The organism is Luteimonas sp. R10, from assembly GCF_045689605.1.
GTDB lineage: Bacteria > Pseudomonadota > Gammaproteobacteria > Xanthomonadales > Xanthomonadaceae > Luteimonas.
Genome location: NZ_CP141262.1, coordinates 2,329,154 through 2,345,376, shown reverse-complemented (window position 1 = coordinate 2,345,376; position 16,223 = coordinate 2,329,154). Strand labels below are relative to the sequence as shown.

Annotated in this window: 19 protein-coding genes; 13 read left to right on the top strand and 6 right to left on the bottom strand. The window is 68.6% G+C overall.

What is annotated here, in order from left to right:
* Positions 1 to 13: 13 nt before the first annotated feature.
* From U3649_RS10180 to U3649_RS10170, 3 genes are all read right to left on the bottom strand, one after another.
* Complete coding sequence (locus tag U3649_RS10180) at positions 14 to 508, bottom strand: GNAT family N-acetyltransferase (protein WP_407351222.1); 495 nt, start codon at positions 506 to 508, stop codon at positions 14 to 16.
* 78 nt (positions 509 to 586) lie between these two features.
* Complete coding sequence (locus tag U3649_RS10175) at positions 587 to 1,516, bottom strand: M14 family metallocarboxypeptidase (protein ID WP_407351221.1); 930 nt, start codon at positions 1,514 to 1,516, stop codon at positions 587 to 589.
* Positions 1,517 to 1,617: 101 nt separating this feature from the next.
* Positions 1,618 to 1,965 carry a hypothetical protein gene (locus U3649_RS10170; RefSeq protein ID WP_407351220.1) on the bottom strand — a complete coding sequence of 116 codons (348 nt, stop codon included), beginning with the start codon at positions 1,963 to 1,965 and terminating at the stop codon, positions 1,618 to 1,620.
* A gap of 217 nt (positions 1,966 to 2,182) precedes the next feature.
* On the opposite strand from U3649_RS10170, the gene U3649_RS10165 reads away from it, so the two are divergent.
* From U3649_RS10165 to U3649_RS10120, 10 genes are all read left to right on the top strand, one after another.
* Complete coding sequence (locus tag U3649_RS10165) at positions 2,183 to 3,151, top strand: cation diffusion facilitator family transporter (RefSeq protein ID WP_407351219.1); 969 nt, start codon at positions 2,183 to 2,185, stop codon at positions 3,149 to 3,151.
* Between the two features lie 100 nt (positions 3,152 to 3,251).
* Entirely contained in the window at positions 3,252 to 3,695 is a 444-nt protein-coding gene (locus U3649_RS10160; RefSeq protein ID WP_407351218.1) for an SRPBCC family protein, read from the top strand.
* A gap of 161 nt (positions 3,696 to 3,856) precedes the next feature.
* A complete protein-coding gene (locus U3649_RS10155) occupies positions 3,857 to 4,828 on the top strand; it encodes a DUF1028 domain-containing protein (protein WP_407351217.1) in 972 nt (323 codons plus the stop codon).
* A gap of 318 nt (positions 4,829 to 5,146) precedes the next feature.
* A complete protein-coding gene (locus U3649_RS10150) occupies positions 5,147 to 5,944 on the top strand; it encodes an SDR family NAD(P)-dependent oxidoreductase (RefSeq protein WP_407351216.1) in 798 nt (265 codons plus the stop codon).
* Between the two features lie 116 nt (positions 5,945 to 6,060).
* Entirely contained in the window at positions 6,061 to 6,402 is a 342-nt protein-coding gene (locus U3649_RS10145; protein ID WP_407351215.1) for a hypothetical protein, read from the top strand.
* 27 nt (positions 6,403 to 6,429) lie between these two features.
* Positions 6,430 to 7,635, top strand: coding sequence for an amidohydrolase family protein (locus U3649_RS10140; protein WP_407351214.1), 1,206 nt, complete (start codon positions 6,430 to 6,432; stop codon positions 7,633 to 7,635).
* Between the two features lie 188 nt (positions 7,636 to 7,823).
* Positions 7,824 to 8,048 carry a hypothetical protein gene (locus U3649_RS10135; protein WP_407351213.1) on the top strand — a complete coding sequence of 75 codons (225 nt, stop codon included), beginning with the start codon at positions 7,824 to 7,826 and terminating at the stop codon, positions 8,046 to 8,048.
* Complete coding sequence (locus U3649_RS10130) at positions 8,024 to 8,980, top strand: Na/Pi symporter (RefSeq protein ID WP_407354591.1); 957 nt, start codon at positions 8,024 to 8,026, stop codon at positions 8,978 to 8,980. Before U3649_RS10135 ends, U3649_RS10130 begins: the two co-directional genes overlap by 25 nt.
* 17 nt (positions 8,981 to 8,997) lie before the next feature.
* Positions 8,998 to 9,216 carry a hypothetical protein gene (locus U3649_RS10125; RefSeq protein ID WP_407351212.1) on the top strand — a complete coding sequence of 73 codons (219 nt, stop codon included), beginning with the start codon at positions 8,998 to 9,000 and terminating at the stop codon, positions 9,214 to 9,216.
* Positions 9,213 to 10,187 carry a PstS family phosphate ABC transporter substrate-binding protein gene (locus U3649_RS10120; protein ID WP_407351211.1) on the top strand — a complete coding sequence of 325 codons (975 nt, stop codon included), beginning with the start codon at positions 9,213 to 9,215 and terminating at the stop codon, positions 10,185 to 10,187. Before U3649_RS10125 ends, U3649_RS10120 begins: the two co-directional genes overlap by 4 nt.
* A 24-nt stretch (positions 10,188 to 10,211) precedes the next feature.
* On the opposite strand, the gene U3649_RS10115 is transcribed toward U3649_RS10120, so the two are convergent.
* The 3 genes from U3649_RS10115 to U3649_RS10105 all read right to left on the bottom strand — a co-directional run bounded on the left by U3649_RS10115 (position 10,212) and on the right by U3649_RS10105 (position 13,107).
* A complete protein-coding gene (locus U3649_RS10115; protein WP_407351210.1) occupies positions 10,212 to 11,375 on the bottom strand; it encodes a N(5)-(carboxyethyl)ornithine synthase in 1,164 nt (387 codons plus the stop codon).
* Between the two features lie 380 nt (positions 11,376 to 11,755).
* A complete protein-coding gene (locus U3649_RS10110) occupies positions 11,756 to 11,992 on the bottom strand; it encodes a DUF6289 family protein (RefSeq protein WP_407351209.1) in 237 nt (78 codons plus the stop codon).
* 200 nt (positions 11,993 to 12,192) lie between these two features.
* Entirely contained in the window at positions 12,193 to 13,107 is a 915-nt protein-coding gene (locus U3649_RS10105) for a VOC family protein (protein ID WP_407351208.1), read from the bottom strand.
* Between the two features lie 279 nt (positions 13,108 to 13,386).
* On the opposite strand from U3649_RS10105, the gene U3649_RS10100 reads away from it, so the two are divergent.
* From U3649_RS10100 to U3649_RS10090, 3 genes are all read left to right on the top strand, one after another.
* Complete coding sequence (locus U3649_RS10100; RefSeq protein ID WP_407351207.1) at positions 13,387 to 13,638, top strand: hypothetical protein; 252 nt, start codon at positions 13,387 to 13,389, stop codon at positions 13,636 to 13,638.
* A 123-nt stretch (positions 13,639 to 13,761) separates the two neighbouring features.
* Positions 13,762 to 14,148: a BlaI/MecI/CopY family transcriptional regulator gene (locus tag U3649_RS10095; protein ID WP_407351206.1), complete on the top strand. Its 387-nt coding sequence runs from the start codon at positions 13,762 to 13,764 to the stop codon at positions 14,146 to 14,148.
* Positions 14,141 to 16,042, top strand: coding sequence for a M56 family metallopeptidase (locus U3649_RS10090; protein ID WP_407351205.1), 1,902 nt, complete (start codon positions 14,141 to 14,143; stop codon positions 16,040 to 16,042). The genes U3649_RS10095 and U3649_RS10090 overlap by 8 nt, the downstream gene beginning before the upstream one ends.
* Positions 16,043 to 16,223: the final 181 nt, after the last annotated feature.

Genomic DNA, 16,223 nt, shown 5'->3' with positions numbered 1-16,223 from the left:
CACCCGGCACGGCCTATCCTTCCTTGACGGGGCGCGGCAGCATCTTCTCGTAGCGCCACACTTCCAGCTCGAAGACACCGCCGGGCACCGGTAAGCGGCTGATCATGTTGCCCCGGCGCCGCCAGCCGCACTTCTCGTAGAACCGGGCCGCGCGATGGTTGCCGATGGCGCAGGCCAGCCAGGCGGTTCCGACGCCGGAATCGGCCATGCGCATCTCGGCATCCGCCACCAGTGCCGCCGCGACGCCCGTGCCGCGGGCAGTCGCCGACAGGAACAACTGCGACAACTCATCACCGTCCACGATGCAGAAGCCGAGCGCCGCCCCCGTCGGATCCACCGCGACGCGCACTGCGTCGAGCGCCGCCAGCAGGCGCTCGCTGAAGTTGTCCAGCGTGCGGATGCGCCTGAGCGCCTCCGGCAGGATCGCCGCGTGCGCATCCTGCCAGGCGTCGAACCAGAGCCGCGCCACCGGGGGAACGTCCGCAAGGGCCGCATTCCGGATCATCATCGCCTCGCCTCCGAAGCCCGCGGACGCGCATCATCGCAGGCGGACACCGGCCGTCAAGTGCACAGCCGGCCGGCGGGCCTACGCCGCGTGCCCGTGCGCCAACGCGAAGTCGATCGCCGCGCGCACCGCCGCCACCTGCGCGGCATTGCACTGCTCCGGGGTCGTCCGGGGGCTGTCGGGATACACCTCGCTGGTGGTCACGTAGCGGGCATCGGTGACGCCAGCGCACAGGCCGAGCTGCTTGACGGGATAATTGATGACGCCCGGCGCGACCATGGGCGAGCCGATGATGGCGCCGTCGCCGTCGGCCGGCGCGATATGGGTGACCTGCGCCACCGCCGCGATCACCGCCTGCTGGAATTCCGGCTGCGGATTTTCGCTGTCGCCGACCAGGTAGAACCCGTCCGGCACCGCGTCGGGCACGTACGCGACGCCGTCGCGGGCGGCCAGCGCCGGGCGGAACTCGGACTCGTCGGTGTCGGTGGTCTCATGCAGGTCGATGTGCACGAGCAGGCGCCCGCGCAGCGGCGCCACCAGACGCATGAGCGCCGCCGATTCCTGCGCCGGGCTGTCGCCGCGGAACGAGCGGTTCGGGTCCACCGCATGCATGTTCCAGCGCTGGATCCTCTCGTAGGCCCATGGGCTGACGCAGGGCGCGACGAGCAGGTTGATCCGGCCCGCGTAGTCGGCCATGTGCCGCTCGACGAACTGCAGGGCGCCCTGCACGCCGCTGGTCTCGTAGCCGTGCACGCCGCCGGTCACCAGCGCGCCGGGAAGCGCGTCCCGCCAGTCGCGGCTCCTGATGGCGAGCAGCGGGTAGCTGTCGGGGCCATAGTCCAGGCGGCCGTACTCCTCCACGTCGAAGCGCGGGCGCAGGCGCTCGACCGCGTCCAGCACCTCCGCCTCGAAGCTGCGCTTGCGGCGCTGCCGCGACAGCCAGTCCGCCTTTTCCGCAGCCCCCCAGGGGCGTCCGGGCGTGCCGATCGGATAGGTGGCCTGGGTCGTCATCGCGTCGTTCGCTCCGTAGCGCCGTCCGGCAAGGCGGTGCACTCTAGCATTGCGCCACGGCGCGGGCGGCAGGCCGGGACCTCCCCGGCGAAACCGAGCTGCTATTGCACGGATGTCCTCGCCACCGCGTCCCATCTCGCTGACGTCGGCCGTCGTCGGGCTGTTCCCGCAGTCCGGCGCTTGATCTCTCCGAGGTCGTTTCCCGCGACCTTCAGCGCGCCGCAGCCGACGGGATCGCCATCCAGGCGCGCGACCAGGAACAGGCCCGCCGGCGGCACGAGTTCACCGGGATCGGCCGAAGGGCCGCGCGTCGCGTCGAAGCCCGTCTCGAAGCGCTCGTCCAGCTCGCGCAGATAGGCCTCGATGCACTTCCGCGCGTCGGCACCGCCGGGATCTTCGGGTTCGATCGCTACCGCGGACGCGCGCATGAATCGCTCCACCTCGACCATCGCCGCGGTCAGGCGCTCGCGTTGCGCCGCGCCGAGCGCGTCGCGGCATGCCCGCCGCACCCTACGCACAGGCGAGTGCATGGCGTGTCATCGGCCTGGCGCGCACGCGGCCGCACCAGGACCGTCTCCCGCCAACGCAATCCATCTGCCGGTCGACCGGCGACTCGGCTTTCACGGCAGCGGACGCAACCTGGCCCGGGACTCCTGCGGCGCAACCATGGCGAAGTCGGGTGGCAAGAAGGTGGTGGTGGCCGCGTTGCTGGGCAATGCGGCGATCGCCATCACCAAGTTCGTGGCGGCCGCGCTGACCGGCAGTTCCGCCATGCTCAGCGAGGGCGTGCATTCCCTCGTCGATACCTGCAACCAGCTGCTCATGCTGTACGGGATGCGGCGCGCCGCGCGGCCGCCCGATGCGTCGCATCCCTTCGGCTACGGCCGGGAGCTGTACTTCTGGGCCTTCATCGTCGCGCTCCTGGTGTTCGCGCTCGGCGCCGGAGTGTCCTTCTACGAGGGGATCTCGCATCTGCGTCACCCGCGGTCGATCGAACGTCCGTTGGTCAACTATCTGGTGCTGGGCGCCGCGCTGCTGTTCGAGGGCGCGTCCTGGTGGGTGGCGCTGAAGGCCTTCCGCGCCGGCAAGGGCGATCTCGGCTGGTTCCAGGCCTTCCGCGCCAGCAAGGACGCCAGTACCTTCACCGTCCTGTTCGAGGACACCGCGGCGCTGCTCGGCCTGCTGGTCGCGCTGGCGGGCGTGACCATGGCGCAACTGCTGGCAGACCCGCGCTTCGACGGCTATGCCTCGCTCGGCATCGGCCTGGTGCTGGCGATCGCATCGCTGCTGCTCGCGCGGGAGAGCAAGGGACTGCTGCTGGGAGAGGCGGCGCATCCGGAACTGCGCGACGCCATCCTCCGCATCGCCGCCGACGATTCCGGCGTCCGCAGCGCCAACGGCGTGCTGACGGTTCAGCTGGGTCCCGACACCGTGGTGGCCGCGCTGAGCCTGGAACTCGAGGACGCGCTGTCGACGCCGCAGATCGAAGCCTGCGTCGGCCGCATCGAGGCCGCAGTGCGGCGGCGGCAGCCGGACGTCGCGGCACTGTTCGTCAAGCCGCAGACCGCCGCGACGTGGCGGGAGCGGATGTTCCGGCTGCGCCGGAACGGCGCCGACGCCGGCACCGAACGGTAGATGGAACCCCCGCTTCATCGGTGCTGCGCCGGTGTCGATTTCCACCCGCGCGGCTCGTCGCAGGAGCAGAGGGTCGTCCTCTGCCTTAAGGAGAATCGTCATGCCCAGCACCATCCGTCTCTACCGCGTCCTGAAAGCCCCGCCCGAGCGCGTCTACCGCGCGTTCCTGGACCCGGCGGCGATGTGCAAATGGCTGCCGCCGCACGGGTTCACCGGCACGGTGCACGAGATCGACGCCAAGGTCGGCGGTCGCTACCGGATGTCGTTCACCAACTTCGGCACCGGCAACAGCATCGCGTTCGGCGGCGAATACCTGGAACTGGTGCCGAACGAACGCATCCGCCACACGGACCGTTTCGACGATCCCAACCTGCCGGGCGAGATGACCGTCACGATCACGCTCAAGGCCGTCTCTTGCGGCACCGAGCTGCAGGTGGTGCAGGAAGGCGTGCCGGACGTGATCCCGGCGGAAGCCTGTCGCCTGGGGTGGCAGGAATCGCTGTCGCTGCTGGCGCAGGTGGTGGAGCCGGAGATCCCGGACTGACCAGGCCGCGCGACCGATACATCGGCTACGCGAGGCGCTCGCCCCAACGAGCGCCTCGTGCGTTGCGCCCGGCGCCGTAGCGCAAGCGCCCGCACCCGGCGTGTAAACCCTCCGCCTCCCCGATGCATCCATCCGTGGATGCCCCGATTCGGAGAAGCGCCATGCGTCCTCGTGCTCTCGTCGTGCCCGCCCTGATTTGCATCGCGGCACTGCCCGCACCCGTGTCCGCGACATTCTCCCTTGTCGCGTGCGATCCCGAGGGCAGCTGCGGCGCCGCAGTGGCGACGAACAACCTGGCGGTCGGCTCGACCGTCATCCATGCGAGGGCGGAAGTGGGAGCGCTGGCGACCCAGTTCGAGACGAACCCCGGATACGGCCCGAAAGGACTTTCGCTGCTTGCCGGCGGTGCGGCTCCCGCGGATGTCATCGAACGGCTCCTCGCCGAAGACGGCGATTTCGATGGAACGACGGTCGCCCACCGGCAAGTGGGCCTGGTGGGCTCGAACGGGAAATCGGCGGCCTACACCGGCGACGCGGCCATGCAGGCGACCTGGGCAGGCTCGCGCAACGGCGATGGCTATTCGATACAAGGCAACGGCCTGGCGTCCGGGCAAGTGGTTTCGGCGATGGAGCGGGCGTTCCTGTCCTCCCCGGGAACCCTTGCGGAGCGCCTGGTGGCCGGCCTGGAAGCCGGCCAGTCCGCTGGCGGACAGACGACCGGCAAGCTCTCGGCCGCGCTGCTGGTCAGGACGCCCGCCGGGGACTGGAACGACATCGACCTGCGTGTGGACGCAGCGGCCGAACCTGTCCGCGACCTGCATCGCCTGATGGACATGCACTACGCCCGTCAAGCCATCATTCGCGCGGAACGGCAGGCCGATCGGGGCAGGACGGCCGAAGCGAAGGCATCGATGAAGGAAGCGTTGCAGCGGAGTCGGCGATGGGATCGGATATGGCGACGTGCGGCCCGCTTGGCCATGCGAATGGGCGATACGGACGAGGCGTTGAAGTGCTTGGGCGTATTCAGGGGCATCAACCCGGCCTGGGCCGAACTGGAGCTGCAAGATCCTCTCTATCGCGCCATGCGCGAAGACGCACGGTTCCGGGCTTGGCTCTCGAAGAAGACCCGATAACCACCCGGCGACGAACCGAGTCGATCGCCAGCAACCTCATGTCAAGTATCAACGCGTTGCGGACCGGCGACTACTGCGCGACAGCTGACGGCGGAACCAGTGACAACCCGGGGCGGCAATGCTGCCGTCCCGGGCAGATTCCGGCCTTCCCGGTACAGTCCCGGGCTGTCAGGGATCAGGGAGGAATGGCGCCCACTCAAGCATCGTCAATCCCGCGCCAGTCGCGCTACGATCCTCCAGCCTATCCCGTGATGCCTGCCCAGCCCCCGCTGCGGGCCGGCACGGCGGCGCCGTCAGTCCAACCGAGGGAAACCGTGCATGTCGACATCCCGCCCCGGCTATGCTCTGGTCACCGGCGCATCCAGCGGCATCGGCGCTGCCATCGCCCGCGAGTACGCTCGCCGCGGCGTCCCGTTGATCCTCACCGCGCGACGGGTGGATCGCCTGCAGGCGCTGGCCGACGAGCTGCGGTCGCAGGTCGACACGCAGGTCATCGCAGCGGATCTTGCCGATCCGCAGGCGCCGGCCGGCCTGGTCACGGAAATCGAACGGCGCGGACTGCACGTGCGCATCCTCGTCAACAACGCCGGCTACGGCGTGCCGGGGCGTTACCGAGTCAGCGACTGGAGCACTCATGCCGCGTTCCTGCAGGTCATGGTGGCCGCGGTCTGCGAGCTGACCTGGCGGTTGCTGCCCGCGATCCGAGAATCGGGCGATGGCCGCATCCTCAACGTCGCCTCCTTCGCCGCGTTGATGCCTGCCGCCGACGGCCAGACGCTGTACGCGCCGGTCAAGAGCTTCCTGTTCAAGTTCAGCGAGGCGCTGTCGCTGGAAAACGCCGACCGCGGCGTGCACGCGACCGCGCTATGCCCGGGCTTCACCCGGTCTGAATTCCACGACGTCACCGGAACGCGGTCGAAGATGCGCGTCCCGCCGCGCATGTGGCTGCAGGCCGCCGATGTCGCGCACGCCGGCATCGACGGCAACGAGCGCGGCCGGGTGCTGGTCGTCCCCGGATGGCGCTACCGGCTGCTGCACGCGATCGCACGCCACCTGTCGCACCGCGGCGCGATGGCGCTGATGGCCCGCAATTCGAAGAAAGTACGGCCGTTGTAGGCGCAATGACGTCGGCATTTTCATTTTCCTATCCATCTGGCTATAACGGATCTTCCGCTGCGGTCGTCCGGCTTGGCCGCCGGACGCTTCCGAGGCGACTACCCGAGGTGTCCGTCATGCGCTCGACCGTTGCGTTGTTGCTGTTCCTGACGATTTCGAACGCCTTCGCCGCGCCCGCCAAGCGTGAACAGGTCATGCTGCTACAGAGCAAGCCTGCCGGCCAGCAGACCGTGGAAACCGCGAGCGGCGGCAGCACGCGCGCCGAGTTCCAGTACAGCGATCGCGGTCGCGGCGACTATCTCAAGGCGCAATGGACGCTCGATGCGGCCGGCATTCCGATCGAGTACAGCGGCGGCGGCCACAACTACAAGGTGCCGATCGACGAGCATTTCAGCCTCCGCGACGGCAAGGCGCGCTGGAAGAACGATAGCGAACAGGGGGAGAAGGTGCTGACCTAGCCGGCGTTCTTCCTGCCGCTCAATGCCGTGCCGGAAACCGATGGAGTCCTGGCGCGCGCACTACTGCAGGCGCCCGAGCACAAGCTGGCGCTGCTGCCGGCAGGCGAAGCGCGGCTGGAAGCCGCGGGCACGCTCGACATTGCGACGGCCAAAGGTCCAAAGACCTTGTCGCTGTATCGCATCTCCGGTCTCGACTTCACGCCGCGCTCGGTCTGGCTCGACGCCGACGGCAACACCGCGGCGCTGATCACGGCCTCGGGTTGGTTCTCGGTCCTGTCGCCAGAGTATCGGGATTCGCTGGCCGATCTGATCACGTTCCAGGAACGCGCCAGCGCCGACTGGTCGCTGCGATTGGCACGCGAACTCACCCACGTGCCGGAAGGCCCGTTGCTGATCCGCAATGCGCGCCTCTATGATCCGCGCGACCTGTCGGTAATGCCGAACACCAGCGTGCTGATCGAAGGCGAACGCGTCGTCCGTGTCGCGGCCGATGCCGCGCTGAAGGCACCGCCGAACGCGGAAATCCTCGACGCCAGCGGCCGTTTCCTGATGCCGGGGCTGTGGGACGTGCACAAGCACTACGCCGATGCCGATGGTGCGCTGGACATCGCCAACGGCGTCACTAGTAGCCGCGACCGGGCCGAAGTCCGCGACTTCATCGCCTTTCTCAAACGCAACCACACCGTGCTCGATCCGACCATGGGCATCGAGGAAGACCTGCTCGCCGGCGATCCGAAGAGCAAGACGCCACCGGGGCTGAAAACCGTGGGCCCACGCCTGCCGCCGCAAGTGCAACGCGATCTCAGCTGGGGAGCGCTGAAGGTGCCGGAGGGCGAGGAACACGCCTACGAGCAGGCGTTCCCGACCATGCTGCGCTTGCTCAAGGCACTGCACGATGCCGGAGTGACGATCCTGCCCGGCACCGACGCATTGGCCGGCTACATGTTGCACTCGGAACTGATCCTCTACGCGCGCGCCGGCATTCCGAACGCTGAAGTGCTGCGCCTGGCGACCCTGACGCCGGCCCAGGTGCTCGGCGTCGCCAAGGACCGCGGCGTGATCGCCCCGGGCAAGCTCGCCGATCTGGTGCTGATCGACGGCGATCCAATCACGGATATGAACGACATCCGCAAGGTCGACGCCGTATTCAAGGGCGGCAAGCGTTTCGATCCGGCGCAGATCGAGCGTGCCCTGGGAATCGTGCCGCGCAAGACGGCGGCTGAGGAGAAATAAAACGGGGCCTGACAGCTCCTCGGTTGCCACCTGCCGGCGCCCTCCCGCTGCAACTTTATGGCGGCGCCCTCGACATCACTCCCGCCTCTAGGCCGCCCTAGCCGCATCGATTGCCCGACACCACGCTCCGGTGTCATCCAGGCGTCATTTCCGCGCAATACGCTCGCGGGGTCGCCTGGGAGACAGCCGTGCCCGCACATGTCGCCGCCCTGCCCGCCGACGGGGAACGCAGTAGCTCGTCACAGTGGGTGGCCTGGCTGCTGGTCGCCGCGCTGATCTACCTGCTGCTGGCCGCGGTCGGCGCGATCGGCGACGGCTTCAAGGCGGCGACCGGCAACAACGCCAAGCAGCTGTTCGCGTTCGCCACCAATCCCTTCGTGGGCCTGAGATCGGGCTGGTCGCCACCGCCCTGATCCAGAGTTCCAGCACGGTCTCGTCGATCATCGTCGGCATGGTCGCCGGTGGATTGCCCATCGAGATCGCCATCCCGCTGATCATGGGCGCCAACATCGGCACTTCGCTCACCAGCACCATCGTCAGCCTGGGGCACGTGCGCAACGGCGAGGAATTCGGCCGCGCCTTCTCGGCCGCGACCGTGCACGATGCGTTCAACATCGTCGCCGTGGCGATCCTGCTGCCGCTGGAACTGCTGTTCAGCCCGCTGCAGCGCAGTTCCGAGGCGCTGGCCGCGCTGCTGGTCAGCGACGCGACGGTCGACATGAAGGGCATGAACTTCATGAAGACGCTGCTGGCGCCCGCCTCCGACACCCTCGGCGCCGCTGTGGGCTGGCTGCCGGGCGTCTGGTCCGGCATCGCACTGATCGTGATCGGCGTGGCGCTGATCCTGTTCGTGGTCTCGGCCATCGGCAAACTGCTGCGCAAGGTCATGGTCGGCCGCGCGAAAAGCATCATGCACGCCAGCGTCGGGCGCGGGCCGCTCTCCGGGATGGCCTCCGGCACCGTCATCACCGTGCTGGTGCAGTCCTCGTCGACGACGACCTCGCTGATCGTCCCGCTCGCCGGCACCGGCGTCTTCAGCCTCAAGCAGATCTATCCGTTCACGCTCGGCACCAACATCGGCACCTGCATCACCGCCCTGCTCGCGGCCACGGCCATCACCGGCCCGACCGCGGTGCTCGCGCTGCAGATCGCGATCGTGCACCTGCTGTTCAACGTGCTCGGCATCGTGCTCATCTACGGCCTGCCGTTCCTGCGCCAGCTGCCGCCCACGATCGCCGTCACGCTGGCCGGACTGGCGCAGAAGAACAAGCTCTACGTGGTCGCCTACATGGGCGGCCTGTTCTTCGTGCTGCCGCTGGCGCTGATCGGCTTCAGCCAGCTCTGACCAGCGAGACTTCCGCCATGGATACCGACCATCGCCGTGAAACCGAGACCCGCATCCGCGAACTGCGCCAGTCCATCGAGGCGCTGGAGCGCGAGTTGGAAAGCAGCTCCACCCAGGACCAGGCGCAACACGAAGTGCTGGAGCACCTGGACGAATACATCAACGCGGTGGATACCAAGATCAGCAGCCTCAAGCTGTTCTGGCAGGCGTTGAAAGAGGAATGGCGGAAGCAATGAACAGACCCGCCGTCCTGCGCATGCATCCGCTGAAGGCCGTTGCAGCCTGCGGCCTGGCCGTGCTGCTGGCGGCTTGCGGCGAACCGGCCGGCACGCCGGCACGGATCACCGCGGACACCATCCTCGTCGACGGTTCCAGCACGGTGTACCCGCTGACCCGCGAGGCCGCGCGCCGCTTCCGGCGCGGCGCACGCGGTGCGGCGGCCGTCGACGTGCGCTTCTCCGGTACCACGGCCGGCTTCCGGCGCTTCTGTACCGGCGAGACGGACATCGCCAACGCTTCGCGCCCGATGAACCGCGAAGAGGAAGCGGAATGCGCGCGCAACGGCGTCGAGCACCTGCGGCTTCCGATCGCCACCGACGCCGTCAGCATCGTCGTGCACCCGGACAACGGCTGGGCCCACGACATCAGCATCGAAGAACTCGGACGGCTCTGGGCGCCGGAAGCCGAGGGCCGGATCGTGCGTTGGCAGGACCTGCGCAAGGACTGGCCGGACCGACCGATCGTGCTGTTCGGGCGCGGGCAGGACTCGGGCACCTACGACCATTTCACCGAAAGCGTCACCGGCGCCGCGCGCCGCAGCCGGCACGACTACACCGCCAGCGAGGACGAGGAACGGCTGGCCGAAGGCATCGCCGGCGAGCCCGATGCCCTCGGCTTCTTCGGCATCGGCGCCTACCACCGCCACTGGGACAGCCTGAAGCTGCTCGCCGTCGACAACGGCCAGGGCCCGGTCTTCCCCACCCTGGACACGGTCAAGGCCGGCCGCTACCAGCCGCTGTCGCGGCCGCTGTACCTGTACGTCAACCGGGACGCGTTCGCGCGCAAGCCGCAGCTGCGCCCGTTCCTGCGCAGCTACCTGGGCGGGCTGCGCAGCTGGATCCATTTCACCGGCTTCATGCCGCTGGATCCTGCCGCGTACGCCGACGGCCTGCGGCGGCTGGCGGAGGACGGAACGCAGGCCATGTGAAGCGCGACCGGCAGTGCTTCGCCCTTACGCCGCAAGCAGATCGACGGGGGCATGCGGGTATTCGGACTCGCGCTTCTGGAACGACACGATCGCAGGTTTCTGGATCACGCCGCCATCGATGTTCACGGCGCGGGACAGGGTCGGGTCGTTCTCCCAGCCGGAGCGGCCTTTCGCCATGGTCGCCATGTACACCACCAGCGCCGCGGAGATGGAGCGCGAGGCGCTTTCCCACAGGTAGCTGGGCGTGTGGTCGACGGCGTAGTAGCCGACCCCTGCGACCTCGAACATCGGATCGCGGAAGGTGGTCGGCTTGGCGAAATAGAACCCCATGCCTTCGTCGCAACTGACGTCGATGACCAGGCAGCCCGGCCGCAGGCAGCCGGCCTCGTCCCGGGTGACGAAGTCGACCGGGCTGGCAGGGTTCTGGAAGGTGCCGTTGATGATGATGCCCGCCTCGCCGATCAGATCGCCCAGCGGCAGGCGGCTGCCGTCGTGCTGGACGACCATCATCCGGGCCTCGCCTTCCGTGCCCGGCTCGATGCGGGCGTAATGGCAATCCAGCACTTCTTCGCGCACCTCGTGGTCGGAACGCTGGATGCAGATGGTGATGTCACGGAAGCCGTGCGCCTTGAGCGCGTAGATGGCACCGCGGCTGACCGCGCCGAAGCTGAAGATGATCGCCTTGCGCTGGTTGTCGTAGTGGCCATCGATGCCCTTGAGCTGCAGCGCGTGCAGCACGGCGCAATAGCCCGCCATCTCGTTGTTCTTGTAGAAGGTGTGCCGCCCGACGCGGCCGTCTGGACTCCAGATGAACATGTCCTCGAAAGCGATCAGCGTCTGTCTGCGGTCGATTGCCGCCTGGGTGATCGCACGCCGCTGGGCGCAATGCACGTAGCCCCACAGCACCCCGTCCTCGCGCAGTTCCTGCAGGTCGGCGAGCACCGGCTTGGCGATGACCACCGTACCGGCACCGGTCAGCAACTCGGCGCGCGAGGCGATGCCGCCCGACTGCGCCGCGATATCCGCGTCCGGAATACCGAAAGGCGTGCCGTAGCCGGTTTCGAACACCAGCTGGCGACGGGCTTCTTCCGGTAGTCGCGACAGATGCTCGGGATGGAGGGGGACGCGGCGCTCGTCGGGCTTGCGCGACGTGCCGACGATGCCGATGGAAGATGAATTCAGTTGCATACCCGGTTCCTGCATGAGATGAGACCGTCCGGCGGTCGACGGCGGCCGAAGCCTAGGCTGCTGTCGAGGGACGGCAGCAGGATGCTCAGTGCGGAGAGTGGGGTGAAGGTGCGGCGCGGCTGAGTGGCCGTCACGACGTTGCGTCGTGGTGCCGATGCAGTATGCGCGTTTGCGCGCTGCCGAATGTGAGCAGAACCCGCCCACTTCGGGAAAAACGGTTCTTCGGGTTCATTTTCCGCCGTGTCCATCTTTGCGAATCTGGCCGCGGTTCGCTGGACACGCAGGAAGCTGAATCGACACTCCAATGCAGAACAGGGGTCGGTGACCCCTGTTCTTCTGCTTCTGCGGAGTCCGAGGGGGACCTCCGCCATGCACGGTGCTTAGCCGGGACAGGGGCCGGTGGTCACTTCCGTGCGCGAGCCGCTCGAGGCGCCCCAGGTGGCGATGTGGCCGGTGCAGTCCTTCCATCTGCCGCCGATCGCCACGCCGTTCGCGTCGTAGTAGGTGTACTCGATCCAGGACCCGCCGGGACCGTCGGGTGGCTCTTTCGCGATGGCGACTCCGAACGCAGTCGCGCTCATTGCCAGGGCAAGGACGAAAACACGGGTACGAGACATTCCATTCTCCTTCGTGATGGCGATAGCGCCGCCATTGAGGCTAACGGCATGTGGAGAGCCGGGGCAAACTCAGGCGCGGACTTCGGTCACGTTTTGCCCTATCGACAAGCTCGGGCGCCGGCGCCGCCCATGGACGACCGGCTTGCCGCATGGCTTCTCGACGGAGGGAAAGCGCGACTTCGCCTTTCCCGTCCGGCATCTCAGCGCCTTCCCGCCGCCGCCTCGATCGCCGCCACGTCGAGCTTCTTCATGTCGAGGAACGCCTGCGTGACCCGCGCCACCGTCTTCTCGTCGCCGGAAGTCATCACTTCGCCGAGCACGACCGGGGTGACCTGCCAGGACAGCCCGAAGCGGTCCTTGCACCAGCCGCATTGCTCGGATTCCGGCACCGCCGAGAGCTGCCCCCAGTAGCGGTCGATCTCGGCCTGGTCGCGGCAGTGGACCATGAAGGAGATCGCCTCGTTGAAGCCGAAGTCTCGCCCGCGGGCGCTGTCCATCGCGGCGAACCAGGTGCCGTCGAGCCGGAAATCGGAGAACATCACCGTGCCTTCCCGGTCCGGGGCCATGCCGGCGGGGTAGCGGACCAGTTGCCCGGCCCGGGAGCCCTCGAAGACGGAGCGGTAGAACGCCCCCGCCTCCTCGGCCTTGCCGCAGACCTCGCCGGTGAACAGCAGCGAAGGCACGATGGCCGGCCGCGGCTCGCCGGCCGGGTCGGTCAGGATCAGCTGCCACGACAGGCCGTAGCGGTCCTGCACCCAGCCGTAGCGCGGGCTGAAGGGATAAGCGTCGAGCGGCATCAGCGCCTGCCCGCCCTCGATCAGCGCCGCCCACGTCGCATCCAGGTGCCCGCGCGCCTGCGGGTCGCGCGAGGGGTCGAAGTTGACCATGAAGGAGACGGAGGGAGTGAACTTGAACAGCGGCCCGGCGCTGATGGCCATGAACGGCTGCCCGCACAGGCTGAAGGACACCACGTCACAGTCGCCCGACGGGGTGTCGTGCAGCGTGGTGACGGACTCGACCCGCGAGTCCGGAAAGACCGAGCAATAGAACCCGGCCGCCTCCCGGGCCTGACGGTCGAACCACAGGTGCGGGGTGATGGGCTTGGCGAGCGGCATGCGAATTCTCCTCGTATCGGGGGTGGGCTCGATCATCAAGACGATCCGGCAGGGTCGGAATCGACACGTGAGGTCCGGGGGAAGCCCAAGGGAGGCAGTCGCACCTCGCCGCCCGCTTCGTCCGCGCTTGCGCTGCACACACCCGCCTCGCCTGCATTCCATCGGCCTGCTGCCGATCCCGTTGCCACTGGCGCTGTTGGACAGCCTGAACCCCTCTGCCCTGGTGGTGGCGCTTTGGCTGCCATCGCAACTGCGACCGCGCCGCGCTTGCTGGCCTGCATGGCCGGCATCCTGGTCGCCTATCCCGGTCTCGACATCGCGATGATGCTGGTCATCACTGCCGTGCGCGACACGCTGACCACCGTGCTGGATCATCCCGCCGCGCTGATGATCGCCGCAGAACCATCCCCGGCACAGTCGCTGCCGCTGCTGGCGGGCTGCAACCTGGTGTTCGTGGCGCCGCCATGCTGCTGCTGGGCCTGCATGCACTGCCCGGCCGCAGTGCCGACGAGCGCGTCTTGTACGAAATGATGTCGGAACCACCACCAGCCCCTGCCGGAACTCGATCGCATTTATCTAGACAAAAAGGTCTAGACATGATGGTCTAGAAGGTATACCGTGGCGCCGTCACCGGATACTGCGCCCACCGCCACGATGGCCAAGCCCCGCCCTCCCAAGCCCACCCCAGCCGAACTCGAACTGCTGCGCACCCTGTGGAAACTGGGCCCTTCCTCGGTGCGCCAGGTCCATGAGGCGCAGCGGAGCGAGCGCCCCGGCCTGGCCTATGCCACCGTGCTGCGGCTGATGCAGGTCATGCATGGCAAGGGCCTGCTCAAGCGCGACGAGCGCCAGCGCTCGCACGTGTACTCGGCCGCGCAGCCGCAGGGCTCGCTGCAGACGAAGCTGCTCGACGATCTGATCCACAAGGCCTTCGCCGGATCCGGCAAGGCGCTGGTGCTGGCCGCCCTGCGCGGCGGCCGCGTCAGCGACGCCGAACGCGAAGAGATCCAACGCTTCCTCGAGGAGACCCGCGATGACTGACGCCCTGGCGATGCTGGTGCCGGCGCTCGCCCTGGCGCTGCTGCACTTCCTCTGGCAGGGCGTGCTGGTCGGCCTGCTGGCCTGGCTGGCGCTGATCCTGCTGCGCAATGCCAGACCCCAGGCGCGCTATGCCGTGGCCTGCCTGGCGCTACTGGCCTGCATGCTGCTGCCTGCATGGAGCCTGGCGCAAGCGCTGACGGGCGCGGACGCCGCACCGGCCGTGCGCATCGCGCTGGCGGCCGGCGATATGGATGTCGCGCCGCCGGCAACGCAAGGCGATGCGCTGCGGGGACTGCCGGCGCCACCGATGGATGCCCAGCCCTGGATCGTCGCGTTGTGGGCGGCGGGCGTATGCCTGTTGTCGCTGCGCATGGCCTGCGGGTTGCTCTGGGTGCGCCGGCTCTGCCGCGACGCGCACGCCGAAGCCGGCAGCCGCTGGCAGGCTTGCGTCGACCGGCTCGCGCTGCGGCTCGGCATCGGCCGCCGGGTCGCGCTGCGCCTGGTGGGCACCGGCGACGGTCCGGTGACCGCCGGATGGTGGCGACCGGTGGTACTGATGCCGGTGGCGATCGCCTCGCGCATGCCCGCGGACCTGGTCGAGGCCCTGATCGCGCATGAACTGGCGCACGTCCGCCGCCACGACTACGTCGTCAACCTGCTACAGGGTGCGGCCGAAGCGCTGCTGTTCCATCACCCGGTGGTGTGGTGGCTGTCGCACCGCATCCGTATCGAACGCGAACTCGTCGCCGACGATCTCGCCGCCGCGGCCCTGGGCGAACCCAGGCGCCTGGCGCTGGCCCTGTCCGAACTCGATCGCCATGCCGGCCCGCGATCGCCCGTCCCGCAGCCCCACTACGCGCCCGCCGCGCGCGGAGGTCAACTCATGTCCCGCATCCAACGACTCGTCCGTCCCGACCGCCGCCCGATCGGCGGCACCCTGTTGCTGCCGCTGATCGGCCTGGTCGTGGCCGGCGCCGCGTTCTACGCGCAGGCCCGCATGGCCCCGCCGCCGGGCGCCTCCGTGCAGGCCACGCCGATGCCGGCCATCGCCGCGAACGCCCGACCGATGCCCATGGCGGTCGCGCAAGCCCTGCCGGCGCCCACCGCGAAACCGGGCATGCAGGTCATGGCCGCCGCGGGCGAAGACGGTCGCCACCGTGACAGCTATGCACTGGTGCGCAAGGACCGCGAAGGCTTCTCGATGTCCGGCGACACGGGCGACATCGACGACATCCGCGCCGCGCGCCGCCACATCGACGGCGACTTCCTCTGGTTCCGTCGCGACGGCAAGGCCTGGGTGGTGCGCGACGCCGACACCGTCGCCCGCGCCCGCGACGCCTGGGCCGAAACCGACGCACTGGACGGACAGATGCAGGCGCTGGAGGTGCGCATGAAGCCGCACAGCGACCGGATGGAAGTGCTGGGCGCACGCCTGCAGGCGCTCGGCGAGCCCGATGCCTTCCAGTCCCCGGAGGCGCGCGCCGCCACCGCGAAGATGGAGGCCCTGGGCACGGAGATGGGCGCGCTGGCCGATCGGCAGGCGGCGCTGGCCCTGCGCATGCGCGACCCGGCGCAGGCGGACGAACAACGATGGATGGAACACGAACAGGAGGAGCTCGCGCGCCAGCAGGAGGCCCTGCAACAGGAAATGGAGCGGCACGGCGCGACGCTCGCGGCCGTCGGCGAACGGATGGAGGCGCGGCACGAGCCGATGGAAGCCCTGGGCCGCCAGATGGAAGCCGCGAGCGAGCCGATGGAAGCCATCGGCGAGGAAATGGAAGCGCTGGGCGCGCGCATCGAGGAGCAGGCGCAGATCGCCGACGGCAAGCTGCGGCAGCTGATCGACGAAGCCTACCGCAGCGGCCGCGCGCAGCCGGCGCCGATGCAGCAATAACTCCCGACTGGTCCTGCGGCGCCGCCCTCATGCACCGCTACGAGCACATCTCACCGAGCTGTCCGATGATGCTCAGCGGCAATCCCTGCGTATGAGAAAGAGGCTGCGCTTCTGATACACACGCGCTCACGCGGTCCGTTGGCCGCCTGGAGGGCCGCTTGTGCCGTGGCAGCTGCCTCAT

Coding starts and splice junctions, on each gene's coding strand:
- U3649_RS10145 (WP_407351215.1), top strand. CDS start 6,061: ATGCGCTCGACCGTTGCGTTGTTGCTGTTCCTGACGATTTCGAACGCC.
- U3649_RS10155 (WP_407351217.1), top strand. CDS start 3,857: ATGCGTCCTCGTGCTCTCGTCGTGCCCGCCCTGATTTGCATCGCGGCA.
- U3649_RS10165 (WP_407351219.1), top strand. CDS start 2,183: ATGGCGAAGTCGGGTGGCAAGAAGGTGGTGGTGGCCGCGTTGCTGGGC.
- U3649_RS10120 (WP_407351211.1), top strand. CDS start 9,213: ATGAACAGACCCGCCGTCCTGCGCATGCATCCGCTGAAGGCCGTTGCA.
- U3649_RS10095 (WP_407351206.1), top strand. CDS start 13,762: ATGGCCAAGCCCCGCCCTCCCAAGCCCACCCCAGCCGAACTCGAACTG.
- U3649_RS10110 (WP_407351209.1), bottom strand. CDS start 11,992: ATGTCTCGTACCCGTGTTTTCGTCCTTGCCCTGGCAATGAGCGCGACT.
- U3649_RS10170 (WP_407351220.1), bottom strand. CDS start 1,965: ATGGTCGAGGTGGAGCGATTCATGCGCGCGTCCGCGGTAGCGATCGAA.
- U3649_RS10160 (WP_407351218.1), top strand. CDS start 3,252: ATGCCCAGCACCATCCGTCTCTACCGCGTCCTGAAAGCCCCGCCCGAG.
- U3649_RS10090 (WP_407351205.1), top strand. CDS start 14,141: ATGACTGACGCCCTGGCGATGCTGGTGCCGGCGCTCGCCCTGGCGCTG.
- U3649_RS10115 (WP_407351210.1), bottom strand. CDS start 11,375: ATGCAACTGAATTCATCTTCCATCGGCATCGTCGGCACGTCGCGCAAG.
- U3649_RS10175 (WP_407351221.1), bottom strand. CDS start 1,516: ATGACGACCCAGGCCACCTATCCGATCGGCACGCCCGGACGCCCCTGG.
- U3649_RS10105 (WP_407351208.1), bottom strand. CDS start 13,107: ATGCCGCTCGCCAAGCCCATCACCCCGCACCTGTGGTTCGACCGTCAG.
- U3649_RS10100 (WP_407351207.1), top strand. CDS start 13,387: ATGGCCGGCATCCTGGTCGCCTATCCCGGTCTCGACATCGCGATGATG.
- U3649_RS10180 (WP_407351222.1), bottom strand. CDS start 508: ATGATGATCCGGAATGCGGCCCTTGCGGACGTTCCCCCGGTGGCGCGG.
- U3649_RS10125 (WP_407351212.1), top strand. CDS start 8,998: ATGGATACCGACCATCGCCGTGAAACCGAGACCCGCATCCGCGAACTG.
- U3649_RS10150 (WP_407351216.1), top strand. CDS start 5,147: ATGTCGACATCCCGCCCCGGCTATGCTCTGGTCACCGGCGCATCCAGC.